This is a genomic window from Bradyrhizobium zhengyangense (assembly GCF_022012435.1).
GTDB classification, from domain to species: Bacteria; Pseudomonadota; Alphaproteobacteria; order Rhizobiales; family Xanthobacteraceae; genus Bradyrhizobium; species Bradyrhizobium zhengyangense.
This window is the reverse complement of the sequence record NZ_JAKLUA010000001.1, coordinates 1722998-1748487: the sequence shown is the minus strand read 5'-3', so window position 1 is coordinate 1748487 and position 25490 is coordinate 1722998. Positions and strand designations below refer to the sequence as shown.

Here is a 25490-nt window from a genome sequence, read left to right as displayed (position 1 = left end):
CGATGTGATGCGGTCAGCCGGCCTTCTTGGTTCGTGCCGTCGTCGCGCGCACCGGCTTGTCGACCTTCTTCGGCGGGGCTTCCTTCGCCGCTGCGTCTTTGCCGCCCTTGCCGGAGATCGGCAGCAGCATCTCGCGCTGGCCCTCGGCGCGCTTCTTCGGCTTCTTGGCCTTTGCGGTTTCCTTGACGGTCTCCTTGGCGACCTTCGCCGCGGGCGCTGCGTCCTTCTCGTTTGCGAGGCTCTTCTTCAGCGCGTCCATCAGATTGATGACGTTGCCGCCGCTCTTCGGCGTGGCCTTGGCCGCGATCGGCGTGCCGGCCCGCTTCTTGTTGATGAGATCGATCAGCGCGGTCTCGTAATGGTCTTCGAACAGCTCGGGCTCGAACGCGCCGGACTTCTTCTCGACGATATGCTTGGCGAGGTCGAGCATGTCCTTCGTCAGCTTCACGTCCTGGATGTCGTCAAAATATTCGGTCTCGCTGCGCACCTCGTAGGGGTAACGCAGCAGCGTGCCCATCAGCCCGCTCTCAAGCGGCTCGAGCGCAATGATGTGCTCGCGGTTGGTCAGCACCACGCGGCCGATCGCGACCTTGTCCATGCTGCGGATGGTCTCGCGGATCACAGCATAGGCGTCGTGGCCGACCTTGCCGTCGGGCACGAGATAGTAGGGGCGGATCAGATAGCGGTTGTCGATGTCGGCCTTCGGCACGAACTCGTCGATCTCGATCGTGTGGGTCGAATCCAGCGCGATGTCGTCGAGCTCGTCCTTGGTGACCTCGATATAGGTGTCTGTGTCGACCTTGTAGCCCTTGACGATGTCCTCGGAGGTCACCTCGTCACCGGTCTCGGCATCGACCTTCAGATACTTGATCCGGTGGCCGGTCTTGCGATTGATCTGGTTGAACGAGACCTTCTCGGTATCCGACGTGGCCGGATACAGCGCGACCGGGCAGGTCACGAGCGAGAGACGCAGAAAACCCTTCCAATTGGCGCGGGGGGCCATGGGCTACTCCAAACGCAACAGGGACAGACCTATGAGAATACCATCGGGGAACACCGAATCATACAGAGGTTCGGTCGGAATCTTGCAACTGCGTTAACCAGCCGCTCATCCCAGCTGATCGGGCCGATCCAGTCCTAAAAGCCGGAACATCAAATCGGATGGGGCGTTGGCTCGGGACATAGGGCCGTGAGGAGGTCGCGGCCATCGGAGGCGACATCCAGGATTGAGGTCACCATGGCAACCACGCGCGAGGACCGTCAGATCGTCGAAACAGCGACCGAGGCACGTCAGGCCGAACCTGGGCCGTCGGTGGCCGCGCTGCTCGCCATTTCGACCGGGCTTGCGATCCTGATCCTTGCCGTCATCTGGTTCGTGTTCTTCCGGACCTGACGGCTATGTCGATGGCAAATTGACAGGAAGGGCGGACCTTCCGAATAGCCGCGATACGCGGCAGATTGCGCCCGTCACGCCGCCGGTTGGTCCGGTGGCCTGACGGGCGCAGTCGCATTGACTGAGACCATCGGTATATGACCAAAAAGTAACGCGGGCGGTTCCCCGCGTTCATATTCAGTTCACGCCGGAATTGCTCATCTGGTGCGATGTTGATGCGGCCTATTTCTGGAGAGAAGCGTGCGCCTGCTTGTTGTTGAGGACGACCCTGATCTCAATCGCCAGCTCACCAAAGCGCTGACGGACGCCGGCTACGTCGTCGATCGCGCCTTCGACGGTGAAGAGGGGCATTATCTCGGCGACAACGAACCGTACGACGCCGTGGTGCTCGATATCGGTCTGCCGAAGAAGGACGGCATCTCGGTGCTGGAGGCCTGGCGCCGCAACGGCCGCACCATGCCGGTTTTGATCCTCACCGCGCGCGACCGCTGGAGCGACAAGGTGCAGGGCTTCGATGCCGGCGCCGACGATTATGTACCAAAGCCGTTCCATCTGGAGGAGGTGCTGGCACGCATCCGCGCGCTGCTGCGCCGCTCGACCGGCCACGCCCAGAGCGAGCTCTCTTGCGGACCCGTCACGCTGGACACGCGCACCGGCCGGGTCAGCGTGTCGGGCAATCCCGTGAAAATGACCTCGCACGAATATCGGCTTCTGGCCTACCTCATGCACCATTCGGGGCGCGTGGTGTCGCGCACCGAGCTGGTCGAGCATCTCTACGACCAAGATTTTGACCGCGACTCCAACACGATTGAGGTCTTTGTCGGCCGCATCCGCAAGAAGCTCGACGTCGACATCATCCAGACCGTCCGCGGCCTCGGCTATCTCCTGACCCCGCCGCCGGCCCCTGGCGCCTGAGGCGTGTGGGCTTGACGGGCGGCCCGACACGGGCCTTGGTCCTGACATGACCGCCGACGCCTTGCCACCACCTCGCGCTTCCGGGATCATTCCGATGCCCGCCAGCTCGCTTGCGAACCGCCTGTTCCTGTCGGCGACCGCCTGGCTCGTGGTGATCCTGGCCATCACAGGCGTGGTGCTGTCGTCGGTCTACAAGAACGCGACTGAGCGCGCCTTCGACCGCCGGCTCAACCTCTATCTGCGCACCCTGATCGCCGAGGTCGCCACTCCCGACGAGCCGCCGGATCGCCAGTTCCAGTCGCTCGGCGAGCCTCTGTTCGAGCTGCCGCTGTCGGGCTGGTACTGGCAGATCACCCGCACTGACACTGAGAAGCCGGAGGTGCGCTCCTCGCGCTCGCTGTGGGACAAGAAGCTGCCGAAGCTGGAAGATCAGGGCACCGAGCTCACGGCCGCCGGCATTCGCCTCGCTTATGTCGACGGGCCGGAGGGCCAAAATCTGCGTATGGTCGAGCGTCCGGTCGATCTCGGCGCCGACGGCAAATATCTCGTCAGCGTCGCCGGCGATTCCACCGAGATCTTCGACGAAACGCGTAGTTTCGACTATTACCTCGGCGGCACCTTCACCGCGCTCGGCATCGTGCTGCTGCTGACCACCGTGTTCCAGGTCCGCTTCGGTCTTGCACCGCTCAAGCGCATCTCGGAAGCCATCGCCGACATTCGCTCCGGGCGAGCGGAGCGGCTCGAGGGCGAATTCCCGGTCGAGATTGCGCCGCTCGCGCGTGAGACCAACGCGCTGATCGATGCCAACAGGGAGATCGTCGAGCGCGCCCGCACCCATGTCGGCAATCTCGCCCATGCGATCAAGACGCCGCTGTCCGTGATCGTCAACGAGGCCGGCACGCACGCGGCGGATCCGTTCGCGGCCAAGGTGATGGAGCAGGCGGACGTGATGCGCAGCCAGCTCGCGCATCATCTGGAGCGGGCCCGCATCGCGGCGAGGGTCTCGATCGTCGGCACCGTGACGGAGGTTGCCCCCGCCATCGAGGCGCTGCGGCGGACCATGGAGAAGATCTATCGCGGCCGCGGCATCGCGGTCGAGGCCAAGGCCGATCCGTCGGCGAAATTCCGGGGCGAGCGCCAGGATCTGGAGGAGATGGTCGGAAATCTCGTCGACAATGCCTGCAAATGGGCCGCCTCGCGGGTCTTCATCGAGGTTTTGGTCGAGCCGCCTGATCAGGCGGGCGCCGGCCCCAGGCTGCGGCTGATCGTCGATGACGACGGGCGCGGCCTCTCGGAGGCCGAACGCGCCCAGGTCTCCCGGCGCGGCCAGCGGCTCGACGAATCGAAGCCGGGTTCTGGGCTCGGGCTCTCGATCGTGACCGACCTTGCCGCGCTGTACGGCGGCAGCCTCTCACTTGGCAGCGCGCCGATCGGGGGCCTGCGGGCCGAGCTGGTGCTGCCCGGAATTTAATCCTCTGATTTGCCACGATTATTTGGGTTTCCGGCAGGAACCCAAGGGTTTCGAAGCGACTTCCTCAACGGCTTCTTAAGGCGCTCCCACCTATGATCGGGGAGGACGCATCTCACGTCTGCCATTTTACCGTGCATCACCCGGGCGCATGAGCCAGACATCGATCGAGCGGCTGAGGGAATATCTCGCGCAGCTCCCGCCGCAGGCGCAGGCGCTGCTGATGCGGGAGTTCGAACGCGCGCTTGAGCGCGGCCAGGACACGGCTGTCGCGACCCTCGTGCTCGATCAGTTGCGCAGGATCGTGCGCAAGAGCGAAGCCGACGAAGCCCCGCCGCCACGAACCGATGATCTGTCACGGTTGCTGTTCCAGGTGCTGGAACCGTTCCTGGTGGAGGCTGGCGTTCCGATCCGGGTCGGCCAAATTCGCCGCTCCTCGCTGCATCCGATCTGGCAATGGCTTGGCCGCGATGGCGTCCCCGACAAGATCAGCGAATTCGAGGCGGCGCTGGCGCGCATGCCGGCGACGGACAGTTCAGGGCAGGTCGAAGCCCTGGCACTCAAGCTCCAGGCCGTGGCCGCGGACGCCATCTTCGAGCTAACGGGCCCGGGCGGCGGCGACAAGTCACGTGCGCTCGCCCGCGTCGGTCCGCCCAACGTGATCGAGGACCTCTATTCGATCGGCGCAGTGCTCACCGTTCGCGAGGCCCTGGGCACGCTCAATGAAAAGCTGCCGCGCTTCCTGCGTGCGTTCGGCGATCCCCAGATCGCCTCGGTGACCGCTGCGCTCAACATTCCAGTGCTGCAGACGCCTCAGATGCTGCCCTTTGCGCTGACCGTGGTGGTCCAGCGCATGACCGCGCCGTGGCAGATCATTCGCCTCGCCATCAAGATCGCTGCGTCCGACGACGAGATCCGCGTCGCGGCGACCCCGTATGGCGTCGCGGTCACGATGGCGTTGCACGATCTGTCCCGCGTTGCCGCCAATTTGCGCATGGACATCAAGCGCGGCCATTTCGAGACCGTCGCCGACAATCTGAAGACGCTGCACGACGGCGTCCGCGGCCTGCGCACCGAGCTCGACCTGCGCAACGACTCCCCCTGGGGCAAGCAGCTGACCTCGATCCGGGCCGACATCTCCAATGCCCTGCAATCGGAGATCGACAGCGTTCCCGGCCGGGTTCGCCGTATCCTGCGCCAGCGCCCCGAAAAGGACATCCCGCCCGGAGCACGGATCGACACCACCGAAGTCGAGGAAACCGTGGCGCTGATCGATTTCGTCGCGACCTGCCGCAACTATGCCAGCGAACTTGCGATCAACGAGGTGACGCTGCGCACCTATTCCGACCTCCAGCAATATGTCGAACGCTCGACCGAGCAGGCGGTGCAGTCGCTGCGCGGTGCAGATCACAAGGTCCGCGCCTATCGGCAGCAGCAGGTGCAGGCCGCGATCCGCTTCTGCCAAGTGCTGTTCGGCGATGATTACGCCTCGCTGATGAGCCGCGCCGCGGAGAACGCCGCGACTGGCGAGCGCAAATCGACGCGCGCAAGCTGATTCAAGCGCATCCTTTCGTGATCACAATTTGTAGTTGACGGTGCGCGTTGTGAGCCCTACGCTCACCGTGCAAGTTTTTGGAATTCTATTTGTGGGCGCATGAAACCCATTATCAGCTCCATCGAAATTGAGAACCGCGTCATTGTTGCCAAGTATCAGAGGCTGATGGTCGGCGCGAAGGTCGTGCTGGTCGAAAAGGCGAGCGGTCGGCAACTGTCTGAGACGGTCACCCGGGTTGCGTCGCCTGTTCCCGTCGGGGCCTTGCGGATCAGATTGCCTGACGCCATCGAGCCGGGAACATACTTCCTGAGGGCCTTCAACGGGCACGGCGAGGACGCGGCTCAGAGCACCGACTTCGAGATCGGCTAAGCCGTTGGATTTTCACCAGTTCGGGACGGTGTGCGCTCGCGCTGAATTGACAATTGTCAATTGCCGCATCGTCCGGCCGTGGTGTAAAGCCACGTACAGGCGCGGTTCGCGCGCTGCCGGAAGCTTGCCTGATGACGCTATGGTTCGTGTTCGCGCTGATGACGGTCGCGGCGATGTTCGCCGTGCTCTGGCCGCTCGGCCGTGGCGGGCGTCCCGACAATCAGGGCAGCGAGGTCGCGGTCTACAAGGACCAGCTGGCAGAGATCGAGCGTGACCTTGCCGCGGGACTGATCGCCGCGCCGGAAGCCGAGGCCGCGCGAATCGAGATCAGCCGTAGGCTGCTTGCCGCTGACAGCAGCGAGACCTCGCTCGCGCCGAATTCCAGCCTGAAATGGCGCCGTGCGGCATCCGTTCTCGCGCTCGTCGGCCTGCCTTTGGTGGCGGTCGCGATCTACGTCCCGCTTGGCTCGCCCGCGCTTCGTGATTTCCCGCTGGCGCAACGACAGCGCGGCACGGGGCCCGGCATGGCGCAGTCGCTCGAGAATCTCGTCGTGCAGGTTCAGCAGCATCTGGAGAAGAATCCGACCGACGGCCGCGGCTGGAACGTGCTTGCACCTGTGCTGGAGCGGCTCGGCCGCTTCGACGAGGCGGTGCGCGCCTATCGCAATTCGATCACCTACAATGGCGAGAGCCCGGAGCGCCGCTCCGATCTCGGTGAGGCGATCACGGCCGCTGCCAACGGCGTGGTGACGGCGGAAGCCAAGGCCGAGTTCGAGCGCGCGCATGCGCTGAGCGCTGATGATCCCAAGGCGAACTATTTCCTCGGCCTCGCTGCCGAGCAGGACGGCCGTAAGGATGACGCAGCCAATATCTGGCGCGTGTTGCTTGCGAAAGCGCCTGCGGATGCGCCGTGGCGGCCGCTGGTGCAGGCCTCGCTGGCGCGGGTTGGCGGTGGCGGCGTGACGATGCCGGCACTATCCGACGAGACCGTCGCGGCATCAAAGGAGATGAACGACGGCGATCGCAACGCGATGATCCGCGGCATGGTCGAACGTCTTGCCACGCGTCTCAAGCAGAACGGCGACGACGTCGAGGGTTGGCTGCGCCTTGTGCGCGCTTATCTTGTGATGGGCGATCGCGACAAGGCGCTTGGTGCCACCACCGACGCCCGCCAGGCGGTCGCCAAGGATGCCGAGCGGCTGCGCCAGCTCAACGAAGGCCTCAAGAATCTCGGGCTCGACGGATGATTGTGGCAGCGCGAGCCGAGCGGAGAACGGATACGCCATGACGCGCAAGCAGCGACGTATGACCATCATCGGCGGCTCGCTCGCCGTGCTCGCGCTCGCCGCCGCGCTGGTGCTCAATGCCTTGCGCGACTCCATCGTGTTCTTCTCGACCCCGACCATGGTGGCCGAAAAGCATGTCGCTCCCGGCAAGCGCTTTCGCCTTGGCGGCCTGGTGCAGCCGGGTTCGCTCCAGCGCGGCGACAATCTCGCGGTGACGTTCGAGGTTGCCGATGGCGGCGCCAAGCTGCCCGTCGCCTACAAGGGCATCCTGCCTGATCTGTTCCGCGAAGGGCAGGGCGTCGTCGCCGAGGGCGCGCTCGATGCCCACGGCGTGTTCAAGGCCGACACCGTTCTGGCCAAGCACGACGAGACCTACATGCCCAAGGATGTCGCGGATGCCCTGAAGAAGCAGGGGCATTGGAAAGACGATTACGCTGGAAAGCCTGCGGCGACGACGGCGCAGGGCAATTCGCAAGGAGCAGTGCGGTGATCGCGGAAGCCGGACATTACGCGCTGGTGCTGGCGCTCGCGCTGGCGCTGATCCAGTCATTCGTGCCTGTCATCGGCGCGCGCTTGCGCGATCCCGCGCTGATGAACGTGGCGCGGTCGACCGCTCTGGCGCAGCTGCTGTTCGTCGGCGCCTCGTTCATTGCGCTTGTGACGTTGCACGTGAACTCGGATTTCTCCGTCGCGAACGTCTACGAGAATTCGCACTCCATGAAGCCGCTGATCTACAAGATCACCGGCGTGTGGGGAAACCATGAAGGCTCGATGCTGCTCTGGGTGTCGATCCTCGCCCTGTTTGGCGGGCTGGTCGCGGCCTTCGGCAACAACCTGCCGCTGTCGCTGCGTGCACATGTGCTGGCCGTCCAGGCCTGGATCGCGAGCGCCTTCTATCTCTTCATCCTGATCACCTCGAATCCGTTTCTGCGCATCGCCAATCCGCCGATCGAGGGACGCGATCTCAATCCGGTGCTTCAGGACATCGGTCTCGCCGTGCATCCGCCGATGCTCTATCTGGGCTATGTCGGCTTCTCGATCTCGTTTTCCTTCGCGATCGCGGCGCTGCTCGAGGGGCGGATCGACGCGGCCTGGGCGCGTTGGGTGCGGCCGTGGACGCTGGTCGCCTGGATATTCCTGACGCTCGGCATCGCGATGGGCTCCTACTGGGCCTATTACGAGCTCGGCTGGGGCGGCTGGTGGTTCTGGGATCCGGTCGAGAATGCCTCGCTGATGCCATGGCTCGCCGGCACCGCGCTGCTTCATTCGGCGCTGGTGATGGAGAAGCGCAACGCGCTGAAGGTCTGGACCATCCTTCTGTCGATCCTGACCTTCTCGCTCTCGCTGCTCGGCACCTTCCTGGTGCGGTCGGGCGTCATCACCTCCGTGCACGCCTTCGCCAACGATCCGACCCGCGGAGTCTTCATTCTGCTGATCCTCTGCCTGTTCATCGGCGGCAGCCTGTCGCTGTTCGCCGGACGCGCGACCTCGTTGAAGCAGGGCGGCCTGTTCGCGCCGATCTCGCGCGAGGGTGCGCTGGTGCTGAACAATCTGCTGCTGACGGTGGCCTGCGCAGTCGTGCTGTTCGGCACGCTCTATCCGCTGGCGATGGAAGTGCTCGCCGACTTCAAGATGTCCGTCGGTGCGCCCTTCTACAATCTCAGCTTCGCGCCGTTGTTCGTCCTGCTGCTGCTCGCGGTGCCGTTCGGGCCGATGCTGGCGTGGAAGCGCGGCGATCTGCTCGGCGTCACCCAGCGGCTGCTGGCGGCCGGCGTCGCCGGCCTTGTCGTGATCGCCATCGTCTGGGCCTGGACGCGCGGCGGCAGCGCGCTGGCGCCGCTCGCGATCGGGCTTGGGGTCTTCGTCATCGCCGGCGCCGTGACCGATATGGCTGAGCGAACCGGCCTGTTTCGCCTGCCGTTTGCCACGACGCTGCACCGTACGCGCGGCCTGCCGCGCTCGGCCTGGGGCACCGCCTTTGCGCATGCCGGTCTCGGCGTCGCGCTGATCGGGATCGTCTGCGAGACCACCTGGAACAGCGAATATATCGCGACGATGAAACCGAACGACGTGGCGCAGGTCGCTGGCTATGATCTGAAGCTCGACGGCCTGCTCGAGCGTCAGGGGCCGAACTACCGCGAGATGGTCGCGCAGTTCAACGTCAGCCGCGGTGGCGAAGCGCTCAGCGTCATGACGCCGTCGAAGCGTAGTTTTACCACGCGCGGTTCCTCGACCACTGAGGCTGCGCTTTTGACTCGTGGCGCGAGCCAGCTCTACATCTCGCTCGGTGACGTCACCGCTGACGGCGCGATCGCGGTCCGCATCTATCACAAGCCGTTCGTGCTCCTGATCTGGTGGGGGCCGGTGCTGATGGCGTTCGGCGGCATGCTGTCGCTGTCCGATCGGCGCTTGCGTGTCGGCGCGCCGAAGCCGGCGCGGGCCAAGCAGCGCCTGCAACCGGCGGAGTGATCGATGCGCCGGATGGTGGCCGCAATTGTCGCACTGATGCTGCTGGCAGTTCCTGCGGTGCATGCCGTGCAGCCCGACGAGATCATGTCGGATCCCGTCAAGGAAGCCCGCGCGCGAGAATTGTCGCGCGAGCTGCGCTGCATGGTCTGTCAGAACCAGTCGATCGACGATTCCGATGCGCCGCTCGCGCGCGACCTGCGGCTGCTTGTGCGGGAGCGGATCGCGGCCGGCGACAGCAATTCGCAGGTGCTCGATTTCCTGGTCGCGCGTTACGGCGAGTTCGTGCTGCTGAAGCCGCGTTTCGAACGGCAGACCATGCTGCTCTGGCTGCTTGCGCCGCTGCTGCTCGCCGGTGGTGGCTTTGCGCTGTGGCGGCAAAACCGCCGTCGCGCGCGGGACGGTGCGGATGTACCGACGCCGCCGCTGACACCGGACGAAGAGGCGAAGCTCGCCGCGTTGATGTCCGAAGACGCGAAGTCCTCTTGAGTCTACGTAGTGATACGTAGGGTCTCGGGCGGAGCGCGTTTCATGCTCTGTTGACCTTTGTCTGGAAGCTTGTCGCAAGATTCGATTCCAGATCTTGAGTCCTCAAGCTATGTTCACGAACAGCAATCTGACGATCCGCTTTCTGGTTGGCGCCGTCGTCGCTGCATTATTGTTCCTGCTGGGCATCGGCGGCGGCACCGGCTTCGTCGCCGTGCTCTATCTCAACAACGAGATCACCAGCCTGTCATCTGACTTTGCCGCGCTGAGCGGCCCTGTGCGCGACCACGCGATGCAGATCTACCAGCAGGCGCAGACCGCGTTCTCCTGGTTCCTGGTTGCCTGCGGCATGATCGCAATTATCGCCGTCGCGATCTGCCTTACCACATGGTTCGCCGTGCGAAACGGTATCCTCAATCCGCTGGCGGCGATCGTGCATGCCATGCGCGAGGTCGCCGACCAGAAGTTTGAGACACCGGTTCCGGGCCTCGGCGGCACCAACGAGATCGGGTTGCTCGCCGGAGCGCTCGAGGTGTTCAAGACCAACGGGCTCGAGCGGCGGCGTCTGACCGAGCAGCAATTGCACGAAGCGCAGCACCAGGCCAAACGGTCGAAATTCCTGGACGCGCGGATCAAGCGCTTCAACGAACTCGTCGCCAGCGTGGTCGACAGCGTGGCATCGTCGGCTGTGCACCTGAAGCGCAATGCCGAGACGCTGTCGCAGACTGTCAACGACACCAGCACAAAGGCCAATGCGGTCGCGAGCGGTGCGAGCCAGGCCAGCGCCAGCGTGCAGACGGTCGCGGGCTCGGCCGAGGAGATGACGACCTCGATCGGCACGATCAGCCGGCGCGTCACGGATGCGACCCAGCGCGCCGAGGGCGCCGCAACCCAGGCCGGAAAGAGCCGCGATACCATCCACGCGCTCTCGGATGCCGCCGACAAGATCGGCGAGGTCGTTCAGCTCGTGCAGGCGATCGCATCGCAGACCAATCTGCTCGCGCTCAACGCCACGATCGAGGCGGCGCGTGCAGGCGAGGCCGGCAAGGGCTTTGCCGTGGTGGCTTCCGAAGTGAAGAGCCTCGCGGACCAAACCAGCAAGGCGACCGAGGAGATCACCTCGCACGTCGCCAGCATCCAGGGCATCACCGCGGAGACGCGCGGCGCGATCGACGCCATCTCGAAGACGCTGTCGGAGATCTCGTCGATCATGTCCGGGATCGAGGTCGACACAGCCCAGCAGCGCAACGCCACGCAGGACATCAGCCGCAGCGTCCAGGACGCCGCGCGCGGCACGCTCGACGTCTCCAACCACATCGTCCAGATCACCTCGACGTCGGCGGAGACCGGCCGCATGGCTGCCGAGGCCCGGGATTCCGCCGTCGACCTGTCGCAGCAGGCCGAAACCCTGAAGCGTGAAGTTGATGAATTCATCGCCAGCGTTCGGGCGAGCTGAGAGCGCTTCGGCGCCGATCTCCGGAACCGTGTTAAGTTCCTGTCAGATCACGATTTTCGGTCTGCGCTAAACTGCCGCATGCCGGCACGGTGTTTATTACAAAAGTTTAACCCGCCCGTCAGCGCGCGGTAAGGCGCAAGTCCCCATGTTCAGGTCCGTAAAGGTGCCGCCATCAGGCACCACATGGATTTCTAGGCCCTGGAGACCTGCATGACCGACCGTCCCGACCTCACGAACCTTCCCTCCTACCGGCAGCCCCGCCGCTCGGTGTTGTCAGCCCGCAGGATCGCGCTGATGGCCTCGGTCGTCGCCGGTCTCGGCATCGCCGTCCACGGCTTCAGCCCGTCGACGTCGCCTGCGGACCTGTTCTCGAGCCCGGCGCACGCGCAGGTCAACAACGAAGTCAAGAAGGTCGAGCGTCCGATCGGTTTCGCCGACATCGTCGAGCGCGTGAAGCCCTCGGTGATCTCGGTCAAGGTCAACATCAAGGAGAAGGCCGCGAGCAACGATGACGGCGACGACGCGCAGTCGCCGTTCCAGCCGGGCTCGCCGATGGAGCGCTTCTTCCGCCGCTTCGGCGGTCCGGATGGCATTCCCGGCCTGAAGGGCGGTGGTCGTGGCCGCGTTGTGCAAGGCCAGGGCTCAGGCTTCTTCATCTCGGCTGACGGCTTTGCGGTGACCAACAACCACGTGGTCGACGGCGCCGACAAGGTCGAGGTCACCACCGATGACGGCAAGACCTACAGCGCCAAGGTGATCGGCACCGACCAGCGGACCGATCTCGCGCTGATCAAGGTCGAGGGCGGCTCGAACTTCCCGTTCGCCAAGCTCGCGGACAGCAAGCCGCGGATCGGCGACTGGGTGCTCGCGGTCGGCAATCCCTTCGGTCTCGGCGGTACCGTTACCGCGGGTATCGTCTCGGCCAGCGGTCGCGACATCGGCAACGGCCCCTATGACGATTTCATCCAGATCGACGCTCCCGTGAACAAGGGCAATTCCGGTGGTCCGGCGTTCGACACCAACGGCGAGGTGATGGGCGTCAACACCGCGATCTACTCGCCCTCCGGCGGCAGCGTCGGCATCGCCTTCTCGATCCCCGCCGCCACGGTGAAGAGCGTCGTCGCTCAGCTCAAGGACAAGGGCTCGGTCAGCCGCGGCTGGATCGGCGTGCAGATCCAGCCCGTCACCTCTGATATCGCGGACAGCCTCGGCATGAAGAAGGCCGAAGGCGCGCTGGTTGCGGAGCCTCAGAAGGATGGTCCGGCCGCGAAGGCGGGCATCGAATCCGGCGACGTGATCACGTCGGTCAACGGCGACTCCGTCAAGGATGCGCGCGAGCTCGCCCGCACCATCGGCGGCATGGCGCCCGGCGCGTCCGTGAAGCTCAACGTGCTGCACAAGGGCCAGGACAAGGTCGTGAACCTCACCCTGGGCCAGCTGCCGAACACGGTCGAGGCCAAGGCCGACACCGATAACGATAACGGCAAGGGCGCCAGCAAGGGCACCGACGTGCCGAAGCTCGGCATGACCGTTGCGCCCGCCAACTCCGTGGCCGGCGCCGGCAAGGACGGCGTCGTGGTCACCGAAGTCGATCCGAAGAGCGCCGCGGCCGAACGCGGCTTCAAGGAAGGCGACGTGATTCTCGAAGTCGGCGGCAAGAGCGTGAGCACCGCCGGCGACGTCCGCGACGCCATCAACACGGCGCGGACCGACAACAAGAACAGCGTCCTGATGCGCGTGAAGAGCGGCGGCCAGTCGCGCTTCGTCGCAGTGCCCATCGCCAAGGGTTAACGAGGGCTGAGTCTCAGGAAGCTTACGACGTGAAGGGTGTCGCCGGCATCAGTCGCCCCCGCCGCCGGCACTCTTCCGGGGAGCAGCGCAACGCTTGCTCCCCATACCTACCTTCCGGTGGAAATACGCCCCCCTCCGTCGGAAGGCCTAGGGCGGTGAGGTCCCCCCAGCTTCACCGCCCGCCTTTTTGACTACCCGGGTCTCGTTCACTCGGCTTGCATGCGATTGCCGCTCGCGCCATGTTTAGAGAAGGTTGACCTCCTTGACCGCCGCCGAACGCACGATGCGCCTCCTCATCATCGAAGACGACCGCGAATCCGCCGACTATCTCGTGAAGGCGTTTCGCGAGGTCGGGCACATTGCCGACCACGCCGCTGACGGCGAGGAAGGCCTCGCCATGGCCGAGGGCGGCGATTACGACGTGCTGGTGGTCGATCGCATGCTGCCCAAGCGCGACGGGCTGTCGCTGATCGGCGCGCTGCGCGACAAGGGCGACACGACGCCGGTTTTGATTCTCTCCGCGCTCGGTCAGGTCGACGACCGCATCAAGGGTCTGCGTGCCGGCGGCGACGACTATCTGCCAAAGCCCTATTCCTTCGCCGAGCTGCTGGCCCGCGTCGAGGTGCTGTCGCGCCGTCGCGGCGGACCCGCCGAGGACACGCTCTATCGCGTCGGCGACCTCGAGCTGGACCGGCTCTCCCACCGCGTCGCCCGCGGCAAGGACGAGCTGACGCTGCAGCCGCGCGAATTCCGCCTGCTCGAATATCTGATGAAGCATGCCGGCCAGGTGGTGACGCGCACCATGCTGCTGGAGAATGTCTGGGACTATCATTTCGATCCGCAGACCAACGTGATCGACGTGCACATTTCGCGGCTGCGCTCCAAGATCGACAAGGGCTTCGAGCGGCCGCTGCTGCACACGATCCGCGGCGCCGGGTACATGATAAGAGATGGCATTCGATAGAAGCCTTGAGCGCCGCTGCGGCGCACTGCATTCCTGCGCCCATGTGCTCGTCGGTGGGCTGCTGCGTCTCGGTGGTTGAGCATGGTCTGAAACCGCAATTGCCATTGCGGTCAGGGGCGGTCTACTTGAGAAAAGTAAAACATACCCCTTGAAGTTGTATGACGCTCGCTGCTATTGTTGGGCGATTTTAGATTTGATCTACGTCCCCGTTTTGTTTGAAGGGCAGCTCCCGTTAGATCAGTTCACCGGCTGGTTTTGCAGCCGATGTAACCCGAAGAACAATTGTGGGCGCGGCTCGAAATAGCCAGTCGTTTATTTGCTTCTCCGATCAGGAGTATGCGCATGTTGGATTCAATAACTGTTGAGGAAAAGAATTCGCTCCAGCGAGCTTGGTCTGGCGCTGCAATCACCGAAAGTACGCCAGCCGGTCCAGAGAAGGCGGCATTTCGCGGGGTCAACTTACGGCTTGACCTTTTGAAAGCTCTCCAAGCCACGTGGGAGACGATAAAGATCGCTGCCAAAGTCAAACTTGCCCTCTATACGGCGCCCGATTTGGCGACAATGCTAGAGATTGGAGTGGAATCGATCAGCGCGGCGCACACGATTCTTGAGTCGCTTGTTCAGACGATGCGTCCAATCGACTACGTCACCTACATAGTTCTCTCGCAAAAACCTGCTGGCATGACCCAAGCCGAGCTAGAGTCGGCTGTGAACGATTTGCTGGATCATGGAGAAAATCGCGATGAACTCTCCTGGTATCTCCGCATATCCGCTGATCGCTTCGCTCGAGCTAGCCAAGCCAGGCAAGGAAAATGGATGGACAAGGTCCTGGAAAAATTGTCCGACGTCGATATGATTGAGCGAGAGGGAGATCTCATAAGATTTAAATCGCGAAATTTCAAATTTGGTTGGCAGCCAGACTGAGGGACGGAACGGCGATGTTCAGTCCCAGTCTCATCTCTATGATGATTCACAGTCTTGGGCCGGGATCAAGCGAGCAATCTCTGTTCCCTCTGCCATTTCCAATTTCTCCAAAGCCGAAGTGTTTGGTTCGGTGTTCGTTGGAAGAAATAGCTAAAGAGCTGCTGTCCGTTATTCGCCACAGACCGGGTCCATGGCCCGCGCTTCCGGTCAATGGTCGTACGACTCGCTCCGTGGAAGAGTTGCTTGGAAGCGCTACAAAAGGTGCTATCGAGTATCGGAGATTTGAGACAGGACAGTTCTTTTGGGGACGGGTGCCGCTCGATCGGCTCAGCGATCTTTTTGCATCGTCGTACGCGGTTCCTTCTGATACCGAATATCTCGACCTGGGCACGCCGGTTCGTGCGTTAGGTAGCGGCTCAACATATGATCAGCGCTGTCGCGCCTTACTGGGAAAAGCTGCTGATTCGCCAAGCAATCTTGGCGGACGTCCTGCGAAAGTTGGCGCTGCCATAGTTGATATGGGGGTTACGTCGCTCGTCGCGCCCGATGACTATGGCGGAAAACTGCGGCATGCGGTGACTTCAGGAGTTGAGCTCTCGGACCACGCGGAAAAAGTGCTTTCCGTCCTGCTGGATCGCCTGGATCACAAAGGAGATTTGAAGGATACAACGATAAGCTGCGCCCTGGTCAAACCTCCTTCGCATCAGATCGGACTTGGGCGTCCATGCTTCGATCAAGCCTGCACGCCAGAAGTACTTAGCGCCTTGCAGGCTCTCGAGCCTCAACTGACCGCGGACGGGATTCCCGTTGCCGTCAATATGTCGCTAGGCACTCACGTAGGGCCGCACAATGGCTCTTCACCGCTTGAAGATTACATAGCCACGACATTCGTCACATCCGATCGTTACGTTGTCGCTGCTGCCGGTAATGAGGGGGGCAAGGGATGCTCCGGCAAGCGGACAATATTAGCAAATGAGCCTGAGTATCTCCCGCTACGCATCGCAGCGAATTGCAAGGAAGTCCTTGTCGAATTTTGGTGGGATGAATCTTCGGCCAAGGGGGTTTCGATCGACGCCGATATCTATGAAATCGTCGGAGGTGGTTCGCCCATCAACCATGGCACGCTGACGATCGATGGGTCGATCGCAGGCTCGCTTCTCACCACTGCTTCGATTGGCCTTCCAGGAACGCTCGCGACGCACTCCCTCTTCACGGCGAAATGCCAAAACAATTTCAGTTGCATTGCTTTCGCCCTGAGCGCGATAGGACTAGCGTCAGCATTGCCCCAGATGTTGGTGCGCTTCAAGTTGGAAGCGACACAGGATGTTGCGGTCAATAGCTGGATCGTGATTGCGGAGGATGCTTCTGGCGTTACAGCATTTGTGGAGGGGGGACCGGAGGGAAGCATCTCGGTGCCTGCTACAGAGGAAAAGGTTCTTAGCGTTGCTGGCCTGCGGGCTTCCGGTCAAATGTGGGAAGGTTCATCCCGAGGGCCGTCGGCCGAGTATGATAGAACGCGAAATCCTACCGGGTCTCCTTACATGGCGCACCTGGCCGATCTTGCCGGAGGAGAATATGGAACCAGCTTTGCGAGTCCTCGTGCATGCGCTGATGCTGTCGTGACGCTTAATTCGGCCAAGCGTTCAAAGTGCACGGATGTTGCTACGTTACTGGTCGAGACCTACGGACTTAAGGCATTGCCGAATTGGAATCCTCGGTTTGGATACCATAAGCAGAAGAGCTAAATTGCGGTACTCCGTAACCCGCACCGTTGCGTTCCTTCAATTCCGATCAGCTTTGCCGATTTTGGCTTACGAACGCCAGAGCCGCGGCCGAGGACAAGGCGGCATCTGCGGTAAGCATTCTTCAAGTGTGGCGGTCCCCCGCACCCGCCACTTTTCCGGACTGCTGGTTAGAAGGGCGGCGCGACCAGAGTAGGGCGCCAGCTTTCTTCGATTTAATTTGGTTAGAGCCCAGCAACACTGTATGGCATAATTAGCGAGACTAAATCATTGAAACAAAGTCGGAAATTGGGGCGCCGGCTTTCCTGTCGTCGCATCGGGTTCTGGACGGATGTATAATCGTGACGGCATTCGGTAAACTCGTCCGCACCACGGCATTCCGGCTGACGCTGGTCTACCTGTTCCTGTTCGCGATTTTCGCGGCCTCGCTGCTCGGCTATTTCGCCTGGAATACGCGGCGGCTGATTACCGAAGAGATCACGCAGACGGTGAATGCCGAGACCTCGGAGATCAACGAGATCTACGGCCGTCGCGGCCTGTTCTTCGTCGCGCGTGCAATCGAGTACCGGTCGTTGCGGCCGGGCGCCAATCTCTACCTCCTGACCTCGCCCACCGGCCAGGCGATCGCCGGCAATGTCGGCTCGCTGGCACCGGGCGTGATGGCGACCATTGGCTGGTCCGAGACCGCCTATCGGCGGATCGAGGATACGGATGACCGCGACCATCGCGCGCTCGTTCGGGTCACCGAATTGGAAAATGGCTTTCGCCTTTTGATCGGCCGCGACCTCGCCGAGCGGCGGCGGCTGTTCGGCATCGTCGCCAAGGCCGCGCAATGGTCGATCTTGATCGTCGTCGTGCTCGGCCTCGGCGGCGGCGTCTTCGTCGCGCGCAGGGTGTTGACGCGCATCGACGCGATGTCCGGCACGGCGCACCGCATCATGATCGGCGATCTCAGCGAGCGCCTGCCGGTCGGGCGCAGCGGCGACGAGCTCGACCGCCTCGCCGAGAACCTCAACGCCATGCTCGAGCGGATCGAGGCGCTGATGTCGGGGCTCAAGGAGGTCTCCGACAACATCGCCCATGACCTCAAGACGCCGCTGACACGGTTGCGCAACCGCGCCGAGGAGGCGCTGGCGAAATCCGGTTGCGAGGCCGACTATCGCGCCGCGCTGGAGCGGACCATCGAGGAGTCCGACGGGCTGATCCGCACCTTCAACGCGCTTCTGATGATCGCACGCGCGGAGTCCGGTCAGGCGCGCGGCAACATGGACGATTTCGATGCCGCCGACGTCGCAGGCGGCATTCACGAGCTCTACGAGCCGCTCGCCGAGGACGACGGCATGACCTTGAAGGTCAAGACGGAAGCAGCGCCCATCCACGGCAATCGCGAATTGATCAGCCAGGCGCTCGCCAATCTGGTCGAGAATGCGATCAAGTACGGCAAGCCGGCCGCGCAGCCGGCGGGGTCAGTGGTTAGCATGGACTCGAGGCAGATCACGATCGAGGCGAGGCGCGAAGGCGATCAGGTGCTACTCAGCGTCACCGATCGGGGCCCCGGAATTCCGGAAGGCGATCGCAAGCACGTCGTCGAGCGCTTCGTGCGGCTGGAAGCGAGCCGCACCATGCCCGGCTCCGGCCTCGGCCTCAGCCTCGCGTCTGCCGTGGCCACATTGCACGGTGGCGAATTGCGGCTGAGCGATGCCCAGCCCGGTCTTGTCGCCACGCTGGTGCTGCCGGCACGCGCGGGGGCCGGCGACAGGGTTGCTCCTCCAGTAGCGGATGTGCCACAGAAGGTGGCATGAACCACTCCGCGCCGGGAAACGCGGACAAGCATGGTGAGAGCCTGGCCGCGCGCTTCGCGGAGGCTCCCCATATTGCCGCTTCCGCATCAGACGAACGACGCTTTGAAGGCTGGCTGGCCGGGCTCGAGCCGGCACCATCAGCCCGTCTGGACGCGCTGCTGGTCCATCCGCTTGTCCGGACTATTCTCGCCGCCATCGCGGAATTCTCGCCTTATTTGTTCGATCTGGTGCGCGCCGATCCGATCCGCCTGATCCGATTGCTCGAATGCGATCCGGATGCGCATCTCGCCGCGCTGATCGCGGAGGCGAGGGGTGCCGTGATTGCCGCACCTGACGAGGCCGAGGTGATGCGGCTGCTTCGCCGCATGAAGGCGGAGGCCGCGCTGCTGATCGCGCTGTGCGATATCGGCGGGGTCTGGCCGGTGATGCGGGTGACGGCGGCATTGACCGATCTCGCGGTTTCCTCGGTGCAGGCGGCGCTCCAGTACCTGCTGCGTCAGGAAGCCGCACGCGGGAAAATTCTGCCGCCCGATCTGGAAGCGCCGGAGGTCGGCTGCGGCCTGATCGTTCTCGCCATGGGCAAGATGGGCGCCGGCGAGCTGAACTATTCCAGCGACATCGATCTTATTGTGTTCTTCGACCCCGATGCCACGACGCTTGTGCCCGATATCGAGCCGCAGCCGTTCTTCGTCCGGGTGACGCAAGGCATGGCGCGCATCCTCCAGCAGCGCACCTATGACGGTTACGTGTTCCGCGTCGATCTGCGGCTGCGGCCCGATCCATCCTCGACGCAAGTCGCGATCTCGCGCGACGCCGCGCTGAACTATTACGAGCGGGAAGGGCGCACCTGGGAGCGCGCCGCGATGATCAAGGCGCGGGCGTGTGCCGGCGACCCCAGAGCGGGCGAGGCGCTGCTCGCCGAAATCGCACCCTTCGTCTGGCGCAAGCATCTCGACTTCGCTGCGCTTGCCGACGTGCACGACATGAAGCGCCAGATGCAGACCTATCGCGGCCAGAGCGAGATCGCGGTCGAGGGTCACAACGTCAAGGTCGGCCGCGGGGGCATCCGCGAGATCGAGTTCTTCGCCCAGACCCAGCAGCTGATCGCGGGCGGCCGCCATCCGGAGCTGCGGGTACGGCCGACGCTGGCCGCGCTCAATATCCTCGCCGCTCGCAACTGGATCACCTCTGCGGCCCGCGACGAGCTGACCACGGCCTATGAATTCCTGCGCCGGGTCGAACATCGTCTCCAGATGATCGCCGACGAGCAGACCCATGCGCTGCCGGAGGACAAGGAGGCGGTCGAGCGCTTCGCCTGGTTCTTCGGTTATGCCAGCCGCGAGGCCTTCGCGCGCGACCTGTTGCGCCAGCTCGAGATCGTCCAGGGGCATTACGAAAAGCTGTTCGAGGGCGATGATCCCACCGGCACGGCAAGCCTGCCGGCGATCGACTATCGCGCCGGTCCCGATGATCCGCGCCTGCTTCAGCACTTGACGACGCTCGGCTTCAAGAAGCCCGCTGCCGTGGCCCAGACCGTCTGCGACTGGCTCACCGGCGACTATCGCGTATTCCGCAACAAGCAGACGCGCAGCGCTTTCGTCGAGTTCGTGCCGGCTTTGATAGAGGGCCTGGCGCATGCGGAGGAGCCGGACCGCGCGGTGACGGCATTCGATCACTTCCTGAGGGCGCTCCAGCGCGGCGGCAGGCTGATCACGCTGCTGAGCCAGAACCGCGATCTCGTCGCGCTGGTGGCGCTGGTGCTTGGCGCGGCGCCCCGGCTCGGCGAGATGCTGGCGCGGCAACCGCAGTTGATGGACGGTCTGATCGATCCGCGCTTCTTCGGCGCTATGCCGGATCGTCAGGAATTGTCGGCACGGCTTGCGACCACGGTGCAGGACGCGGGCTCCTATGAGGAGTTTCTGGATCGGCTGCGCCTGTTCGGACAAGAGAGCCTGTTCCTGATCGGCACGCGCATCTTGTCCGGCACCGTCTCGGCGCAGCAGGCGAGCACGGCTTTTGCCGACGTCGCCGAGGGCATCGTTCACACCGTGCACGGTCTCGTCGCCGATCGCTTTGCTGCCCAGCACGGCCGGATCAAGGGGCAGGAGACGGCGATCATCGCCATGGGCCGGCTCGGCAGCCGCGAGATGACCGCGTCATCGGATCTCGATCTGATCCTGCTGTACGATTTCGACAGCGATAATCCGGACTCGGACGGCGAGAGGTCACTGCAGGGCGCGCACTATTTCGCTCGCCTCACCCAGCGCCTGATCAGCGCCTTCACGACCCGCACCAATTACGGCGTGCTCTACGAGATCGACATGCGGCTGCGGCCCTCGGGGCGCGCAGGTCCCGTGGCATCGAGCCTTGTCTCCTTCGCGGACTACCAGGCCAATGAGGCCTGGACCTGGGAGCACATGGCATTGACGCGCGCGCGCGTGGTGTCGGCGTCGGGAGAATTCACGGCGCGCATCGAGAGCATCATCCGCGACGTCCTGACCCGCCGTCGCGATCCGGTCACCACCGCCAACGACGTCGCCGACATGCGCCGCGCGATCGCGCAGGAGAAGGGCGAGACCGATTATTGGGACTTGAAGTACGCGTCGGGCGGCATGGTCGATATCGATTTCATCGCCCAATATCTCCAGCTCGTCCATGCCCACGACAAGCCTGACATTCTCGATGTCTCGACGGTGCAGGTGCTGGAGAATGCAGCCAGACTCGGCGTTCTGCCGCAGTCGGAAGCGGAGATCCTGCGGGCGGCCGCGCGGCTCTACCACGATTTGACGCAGATCCTGCGGCTCTGCGTCAGCGACCGCTTCAAGCCGGAAACGGCGGGCACCGATCTTCAGCGCGTGATGGCGCGCGCCGGCGATGCGCCGGATTTTTCCTCGCTGGAGGCGCGCGTGAAGGAGACGCAAAGCGAGGTGCGGAGCGTGTTCAGTGCGCTTCTGGAAGGGAAGCCGTCTGCTTGAGCGAGGTGAGGGCTTCGAGCACGTTCGGCTCCAGGCCCGCGCCGCCGGCATCGAGATGTGCGAAGATCGCGCGCTTCATCCGGGGATCCCAGAATTTCTTGATGTGGTCGGCGATGCCTGGCACGGCCTTGTCGTGGCCCTGGCTGCGGAAGAAGGTGCCGATCTGGTTGGCCATGTAGACGAGGCGGTCAGGCGACGACATCGATGATCTCCTGAGCACAATGAGCCGCGACGCGGCCCTGGTGCGTGAACACTTCAAACCCGTCGCTGCGGGCAATTGCAATCAGCGTGATGCCGGCAGCCTCCGCGGTGCGGACCGCAAGCGCGGTCGGTGCGGAGACCGCGACCATCACAGGCGCACCGATCGCAGCCGTCTTCTGCACCATCTCGACCGAGACGCGGCTCGTCAGCAACACCATGCCGGCGCTTGCATCCGTGCGGCTGCGGGCCAGCGAGCCCGCGAGTTTGTCGAGTGCGTTGTGGCGGCCGACATCTTCGCGCAGCGCCACGATGCCGTTCGGCGGCGACCAGAACGCGGCGGCGTGAACCGCGCGGGTCTGCATGTTGATCGATTGAAGGGGAGCGATCGCCTGCATCGCAATCATGATCTGTTGCGGCGTGAATATCTGACCCTCTCGCACGATCGCCGCGGGCCGTATGGCCTCGGCGATGGACTCGACGCCGCAGATGCCGCAGCCGGTGGGACCTGCGATGTGGCGGCGGCGCTCGCTGATGCGCGCGGCGTTCTCTGACTCCAACCACATGCGCAGCTCGATGCCGTCATCGAGACGGACTACATCGAGCGACTTGATGTCGTCGACCGATTTGATGATGCCTTCGTCCAGGCTGAAGCCGACGGCGAAATCTTCGAGGTTCTGCGGCGTCCCCATCATGACGGCATAGGTGCCGCCATTATAGGTCAGCGCCAGCGGCGTCTCCTCCGGGACCAGCCGTGTCCCTTCCGACGTGACACCGTCGCGCCAGTTTTCGCGGTCGATAGCCTGGACCGGCACGTGCATGCGGTTACTCCGCGGCCTCAGCGGGCGCGATGCGGCGGGAGTGCCGGGCCTGCTCGTCGTAGCTCTTCTGCCAATCGGACGGCCCGTTCGAGGGCGAGATCTGCACCGCCGTGACCTTGTATTCCGGGCAGTTGGTGGCCCAGTCCGAATAGTCTGTGGTGATGACGTTGGCCTGCGTGTCCGGGTGGTGGAAGGTGGTGTAGACGACGCCAGGCGAGACGCGGTCGGTGATTTCAGCGCGCAGCGTGGTCTCGCCGGCCCGGCTCGTCAGACGCACCCAGTCGCCGTCGCGCACGCCGCGGAGCTCGGCGTCGTGCGGATGGATCTCGAGCCGGTCCTCGCCATGCCAGACCACGTTCTCGGTGCGCCTTGTCTGCGCGCCGACATTGTACTGGCTGAGGATGCGGCCCGTGGTGAGCAGCAGCGGGAAGCGGGGGCCGGTGCGCTCGTCGGTTGCGACATATTCGGTGACGATGAACTTGCCCTTGCCGCGGACGAAGCCGTCGATATGCATCACTGGCGTGCCTTCCGGCGCCTTCTCGTTGCAGGGCCACTGCACCGAGCCGAGTTCGTCGAGCTTGGCGTAGGAGACACCGGTGAAGGTCGGCGTCAGCGCCGCGATCTCGTCCATGATCTCGGAGGGATGGCTGTAGTTCATCTCGAAGCCCATCGCCTTGGCGAGGCCGATGGTAACCTCCCAGTCGGCCATGCCGTTCTTCGGCGTCATCACCTTGCGCACGCGCTGGATGCGGCGCTCGGCGTTTGTGAAGGTGCCGTCCTTCTCGAGGAAGCTCGAGCCGGGCAGGAAGACGTGAGCGTAGTTCGCGGTCTCGTTCAGGAAGAGGTCGTGGACGATGACGCACTGCATCGCCGACAGCGCCGCCACGACGTGCTTGGTGTTGGGATCGGACTGGAGAATGTCCTCGCCTTGCACATAGAGGCCCATGAACGTGCCTTCGATAGCAGCATCGAACATGTTGGGAATGCGCAGGCCCGGCTCCGGGTTGAGCTTGACGTTCCAGAGCGCCTCGAACTGGTCGCGCACGGCATCGCCCGAGATATGACGATAGCCGGGCAGCTCGTGCGGGAACGAGCCCATGTCGCAGGAGCCCTGCACGTTGTTCTGGCCGCGCAGCGGGTTCACGCCGACGCCGGGACGGCCGATATTGCCGGTCGCCATCGCGAGGTTCGCAATCGCGATCACGGTGGTCGAGCCCTGGCTGTGCTCGGTGACGCCGAGGCCGTAATAGATCGCACCGTTGCCGCCGGTGGCGTAGATGCGGGCGGCTTCGCGCAGCACGTTCGGATCGACGCCGGTCAGGATCGCGGTCGCTTCCGGGCTGTGCCTGGGCTGGGCCACGAAGGCGGCCCATTCCTCGAATTCGCTCCAGTCGCAGCGCTCCCGCACGAAGGCTTCGTTGACCAGCCCCTCGGTGACGATGACATGTGCCAGCGCCGTCACGACGGCGACGTTGGTGCCGGGCATCAGCGGCAGATGCAGCGCCTTCACATGCGGCGATTCCACCATCTCGGTGCGGCGAGGATCGATCACGATCAGCTTTGCGCCTTGGCGCAGCCGCTTCTTCAGGCGGGAGGCGAACACGGGGTGAGCCGAGGCCGGATTGGCGCCGATGATGACGGCAACGTCGGTGTCCTCGACCGAGTCGAAGTCCTGTGTGCCGGCCGAGGTGCCGAAGGTCTGGGACAGGCCATAGCCGGTCGGCGAGTGGCAGACGCGGGCGCAGGTGTCGACGTTGTTGTTGCCGAAGCCGGCGCGGATCAGCTTCTGCACCAGATAGGTTTCTTCATTGGTGCAGCGGGAGGAGGTGATGCCGCCGATGGCATCGCGCCCGTACTTCGTCTGGATGCCGCGCATCTTGGCGGCGGCAAACGAGAACGCCTCGTCCCAGGACACCTCCTTCCAGGGATCCTCGATCCGCTCGCGGATCATCGGCTTGAGAATGCGTTCCTTGTGGTTGGTATAGCCCCAGGCGAAGCGGCCCTTGACGCAGGAATGGCCGCGATTGGCCTTGCCGTCCTTGTACGGCACCATGCGCACCACTTCCTCGCCGCGCATCTCCGCCTTGAAGGCGCAGCCGACGCCGCAATAGGCGCAGGTGGTGACGACGGAGTGCTCGGGCTGGCCGATCTCGATCACGGATTTTTCCGTCAGCGTTGCGGTCGGGCAGGCTTGCACGCAGGCGCCGCAGGACACGCATTCGGAACCAAGAAAGCTCTCGCTCATGCCGGGCGAGACGCGGCTGTCGAAGCCGCGGCCAGAAATGGTCAGTGCGAAGGTGCCCTGCACCTCTTCGCAGGCGCGGACGCAGCGCGAGCAGACGATGCACTTCGAGGGATCGTAGGTGAAGTAGGGGTTGGACTCGTCCTTCGGCATCCAGGCGGGATTGACCTCGCCATGGGTCTTGGCGAAGACGTGGTTCTCGCCCTCATAGCCGTAGCGTACTTCGCGCAAGCCCACCGCGCCGGCCATGTCCTGCAATTCGCAATCGCCATTGGCGCCGCAGGTGAGGCAGTCGAGCGGATGGTCGGAGATGTAGAGCTCCATCACGCCCTTGCGCAGCCTCTTCAGCCGTTCGCTCTGGGTGTGGACGACGAGGCCGTTCAGCACGGGCGTGGTGCAGGAGGCCGGCGTGCCGGCGCGGCCCTCGATCTCGACGACGCAAAGCCGGCAGGAGCCGAACGCGTCGACCATGTCGGTCGCGCAGAGTTTCGGGATCTGGTGGCCAGCATCCATCGCGGCGCGCATGATCGAGGTGCCCTCGGGCACCGTGACCTCGTTGCCGTCGATGGTCAGCGTGACCATCGTGGTCGATTTGGAACGCGGCGTGCCGAAGTCGATTTCTTCGATCAGAGACATT

At 63.9% G+C, this 25490-nt stretch carries 20 protein-coding genes; 16 read left to right on the top strand and 4 right to left on the bottom strand.

What is annotated here, in order from left to right; all coding sequences use genetic code 11:
- Window positions 1-13: 13 nt before the first annotated feature.
- Window positions 14-1003 (bottom strand): non-homologous end joining protein Ku, encoded by a 990-nt coding sequence (gene ku / locus L6637_RS08265; protein WP_237869951.1) that lies wholly within the window; start codon window positions 1001-1003, stop codon window positions 14-16.
- Window positions 1004-1237: 234 nt separating this feature from the next.
- Here ku and L6637_RS08260 point away from each other — a divergent pair, with 234 nt between their 5' ends.
- From L6637_RS08260 to L6637_RS08185, 16 genes are all read left to right on the top strand, one after another.
- Window positions 1238-1393, top strand: a complete 156-nt coding sequence (locus tag L6637_RS08260) for a hypothetical protein (protein ID WP_200299342.1) — start codon at window positions 1238-1240, stop codon at window positions 1391-1393.
- Window positions 1394-1633: 240 nt separating this feature from the next.
- Window positions 1634-2308 carry a response regulator transcription factor gene (locus L6637_RS08255; protein WP_014496705.1) on the top strand — a complete coding sequence of 225 codons (675 nt, stop codon included), beginning with the start codon at window positions 1634-1636 and terminating at the stop codon, window positions 2306-2308.
- 94 nt (window positions 2309-2402) lie between these two features.
- Entirely contained in the window at window positions 2403-3779 is a 1377-nt protein-coding gene (locus tag L6637_RS08250; RefSeq protein ID WP_237859302.1) for a sensor histidine kinase, read from the top strand.
- Window positions 3780-3927: 148 nt separating this feature from the next.
- Window positions 3928-5331 (top strand): hypothetical protein, encoded by a 1404-nt coding sequence (locus L6637_RS08245; RefSeq protein WP_237869949.1) that lies wholly within the window; start codon window positions 3928-3930, stop codon window positions 5329-5331.
- 99 nt (window positions 5332-5430) lie between these two features.
- A complete protein-coding gene (locus L6637_RS08240; protein WP_237859298.1) occupies window positions 5431-5700 on the top strand; it encodes a hypothetical protein in 270 nt (89 codons plus the stop codon).
- 131 nt (window positions 5701-5831) lie between these two features.
- Window positions 5832-6947, top strand: a complete 1116-nt coding sequence (gene ccmI, locus L6637_RS08235; protein ID WP_237859295.1) for a c-type cytochrome biogenesis protein CcmI — start codon at window positions 5832-5834, stop codon at window positions 6945-6947.
- A 37-nt stretch (window positions 6948-6984) separates the two neighbouring features.
- Window positions 6985-7476, top strand: coding sequence for a cytochrome c maturation protein CcmE (ccmE, locus tag L6637_RS08230; RefSeq protein WP_237869947.1), 492 nt, complete (start codon window positions 6985-6987; stop codon window positions 7474-7476).
- Entirely contained in the window at window positions 7473-9455 is a 1983-nt protein-coding gene (locus L6637_RS08225; protein WP_237859292.1) for a heme lyase CcmF/NrfE family subunit, read from the top strand. The genes ccmE and L6637_RS08225 overlap by 4 nt, the downstream gene beginning before the upstream one ends.
- A 3-nt stretch (window positions 9456-9458) precedes the next feature.
- Window positions 9459-9941 (top strand): cytochrome c-type biogenesis protein, encoded by a 483-nt coding sequence (locus L6637_RS08220; RefSeq protein WP_237859290.1) that lies wholly within the window; start codon window positions 9459-9461, stop codon window positions 9939-9941.
- A 109-nt stretch (window positions 9942-10050) separates the two neighbouring features.
- On the top strand, window positions 10051-11394 hold the full coding sequence (locus L6637_RS08215) for a methyl-accepting chemotaxis protein (RefSeq protein WP_237869945.1): 1344 nt from the start codon (window positions 10051-10053) through the stop codon (window positions 11392-11394).
- A gap of 210 nt (window positions 11395-11604) precedes the next feature.
- Window positions 11605-13185: a Do family serine endopeptidase gene (locus tag L6637_RS08210; protein WP_237869943.1), complete on the top strand. Its 1581-nt coding sequence runs from the start codon at window positions 11605-11607 to the stop codon at window positions 13183-13185.
- A gap of 283 nt (window positions 13186-13468) precedes the next feature.
- Window positions 13469-14149, top strand: coding sequence for a response regulator transcription factor (locus L6637_RS08205; RefSeq protein WP_237869941.1), 681 nt, complete (start codon window positions 13469-13471; stop codon window positions 14147-14149).
- A gap of 342 nt (window positions 14150-14491) precedes the next feature.
- Window positions 14492-15073, top strand: a complete 582-nt coding sequence (locus L6637_RS08200; RefSeq protein WP_237859287.1) for a hypothetical protein — start codon at window positions 14492-14494, stop codon at window positions 15071-15073.
- Window positions 15074-15303: 230 nt separating this feature from the next.
- Window positions 15304-16818 (top strand): S8 family serine peptidase, encoded by a 1515-nt coding sequence (locus L6637_RS08195; protein WP_237859286.1) that lies wholly within the window; start codon window positions 15304-15306, stop codon window positions 16816-16818.
- Between the two features lie 338 nt (window positions 16819-17156).
- Complete coding sequence (locus L6637_RS08190) at window positions 17157-18617, top strand: sensor histidine kinase (RefSeq protein ID WP_237859285.1); 1461 nt, start codon at window positions 17157-17159, stop codon at window positions 18615-18617.
- Window positions 18614-21592 (top strand): bifunctional [glutamine synthetase] adenylyltransferase/[glutamine synthetase]-adenylyl-L-tyrosine phosphorylase, encoded by a 2979-nt coding sequence (locus L6637_RS08185; protein WP_237859284.1) that lies wholly within the window; start codon window positions 18614-18616, stop codon window positions 21590-21592. Before L6637_RS08190 ends, L6637_RS08185 begins: the two co-directional genes overlap by 4 nt.
- Here L6637_RS08185 and L6637_RS08180 read toward each other — a convergent pair.
- The 3 genes from L6637_RS08180 to fdhF are packed head-to-tail and all read right to left on the bottom strand — an operon-like array spanning window position 21558 to window position 25489.
- Window positions 21558-21794: a formate dehydrogenase subunit delta gene (locus tag L6637_RS08180; RefSeq protein ID WP_237859283.1), complete on the bottom strand. Its 237-nt coding sequence runs from the start codon at window positions 21792-21794 to the stop codon at window positions 21558-21560. The genes L6637_RS08185 and L6637_RS08180 overlap by 35 nt on opposite strands.
- Complete coding sequence (gene fdhD, locus L6637_RS08175) at window positions 21781-22611, bottom strand: formate dehydrogenase accessory sulfurtransferase FdhD (RefSeq protein WP_237859282.1); 831 nt, start codon at window positions 22609-22611, stop codon at window positions 21781-21783. Before fdhD ends, L6637_RS08180 begins: the two co-directional genes overlap by 14 nt.
- Before the next feature lie 4 nt (window positions 22612-22615).
- Window positions 22616-25489 (bottom strand): formate dehydrogenase subunit alpha, encoded by a 2874-nt coding sequence (fdhF, locus tag L6637_RS08170; protein WP_237859281.1) that lies wholly within the window; start codon window positions 25487-25489, stop codon window positions 22616-22618.
- Window position 25490: the final 1 nt, after the last annotated feature.

Excerpts from the sequence above, each read along its gene's own strand:
- ku (WP_237869951.1), bottom strand. The coding sequence starts at position 1,003 with ATGGCCCCCCGCGCCAATTGGAAGGGTTTTCTGCGTCTCTCGCTCGTG.
- L6637_RS08260 (WP_200299342.1), top strand. The coding sequence starts at position 1,238 with ATGGCAACCACGCGCGAGGACCGTCAGATCGTCGAAACAGCGACCGAG.
- L6637_RS08250 (WP_237859302.1), top strand. The coding sequence starts at position 2,403 with ATGCCCGCCAGCTCGCTTGCGAACCGCCTGTTCCTGTCGGCGACCGCC.
- L6637_RS08245 (WP_237869949.1), top strand. The coding sequence starts at position 3,928 with ATGAGCCAGACATCGATCGAGCGGCTGAGGGAATATCTCGCGCAGCTC.
- L6637_RS08240 (WP_237859298.1), top strand. The coding sequence starts at position 5,431 with ATGAAACCCATTATCAGCTCCATCGAAATTGAGAACCGCGTCATTGTT.
- ccmI (WP_237859295.1), top strand. The coding sequence starts at position 5,832 with ATGACGCTATGGTTCGTGTTCGCGCTGATGACGGTCGCGGCGATGTTC.
- ccmE (WP_237869947.1), top strand. The coding sequence starts at position 6,985 with ATGACGCGCAAGCAGCGACGTATGACCATCATCGGCGGCTCGCTCGCC.
- L6637_RS08220 (WP_237859290.1), top strand. The coding sequence starts at position 9,459 with ATGCGCCGGATGGTGGCCGCAATTGTCGCACTGATGCTGCTGGCAGTT.
- L6637_RS08215 (WP_237869945.1), top strand. The coding sequence starts at position 10,051 with ATGTTCACGAACAGCAATCTGACGATCCGCTTTCTGGTTGGCGCCGTC.
- L6637_RS08210 (WP_237869943.1), top strand. The coding sequence starts at position 11,605 with ATGACCGACCGTCCCGACCTCACGAACCTTCCCTCCTACCGGCAGCCC.
- L6637_RS08205 (WP_237869941.1), top strand. The coding sequence starts at position 13,469 with ATGCGCCTCCTCATCATCGAAGACGACCGCGAATCCGCCGACTATCTC.
- L6637_RS08200 (WP_237859287.1), top strand. The coding sequence starts at position 14,492 with ATGTTGGATTCAATAACTGTTGAGGAAAAGAATTCGCTCCAGCGAGCT.
- L6637_RS08185 (WP_237859284.1), top strand. The coding sequence starts at position 18,614 with ATGAACCACTCCGCGCCGGGAAACGCGGACAAGCATGGTGAGAGCCTG.
- L6637_RS08180 (WP_237859283.1), bottom strand. The coding sequence starts at position 21,794 with ATGTCGTCGCCTGACCGCCTCGTCTACATGGCCAACCAGATCGGCACC.
- fdhD (WP_237859282.1), bottom strand. The coding sequence starts at position 22,611 with ATGCACGTGCCGGTCCAGGCTATCGACCGCGAAAACTGGCGCGACGGT.
- fdhF (WP_237859281.1), bottom strand. The coding sequence starts at position 25,489 with ATGTCTCTGATCGAAGAAATCGACTTCGGCACGCCGCGTTCCAAATCG.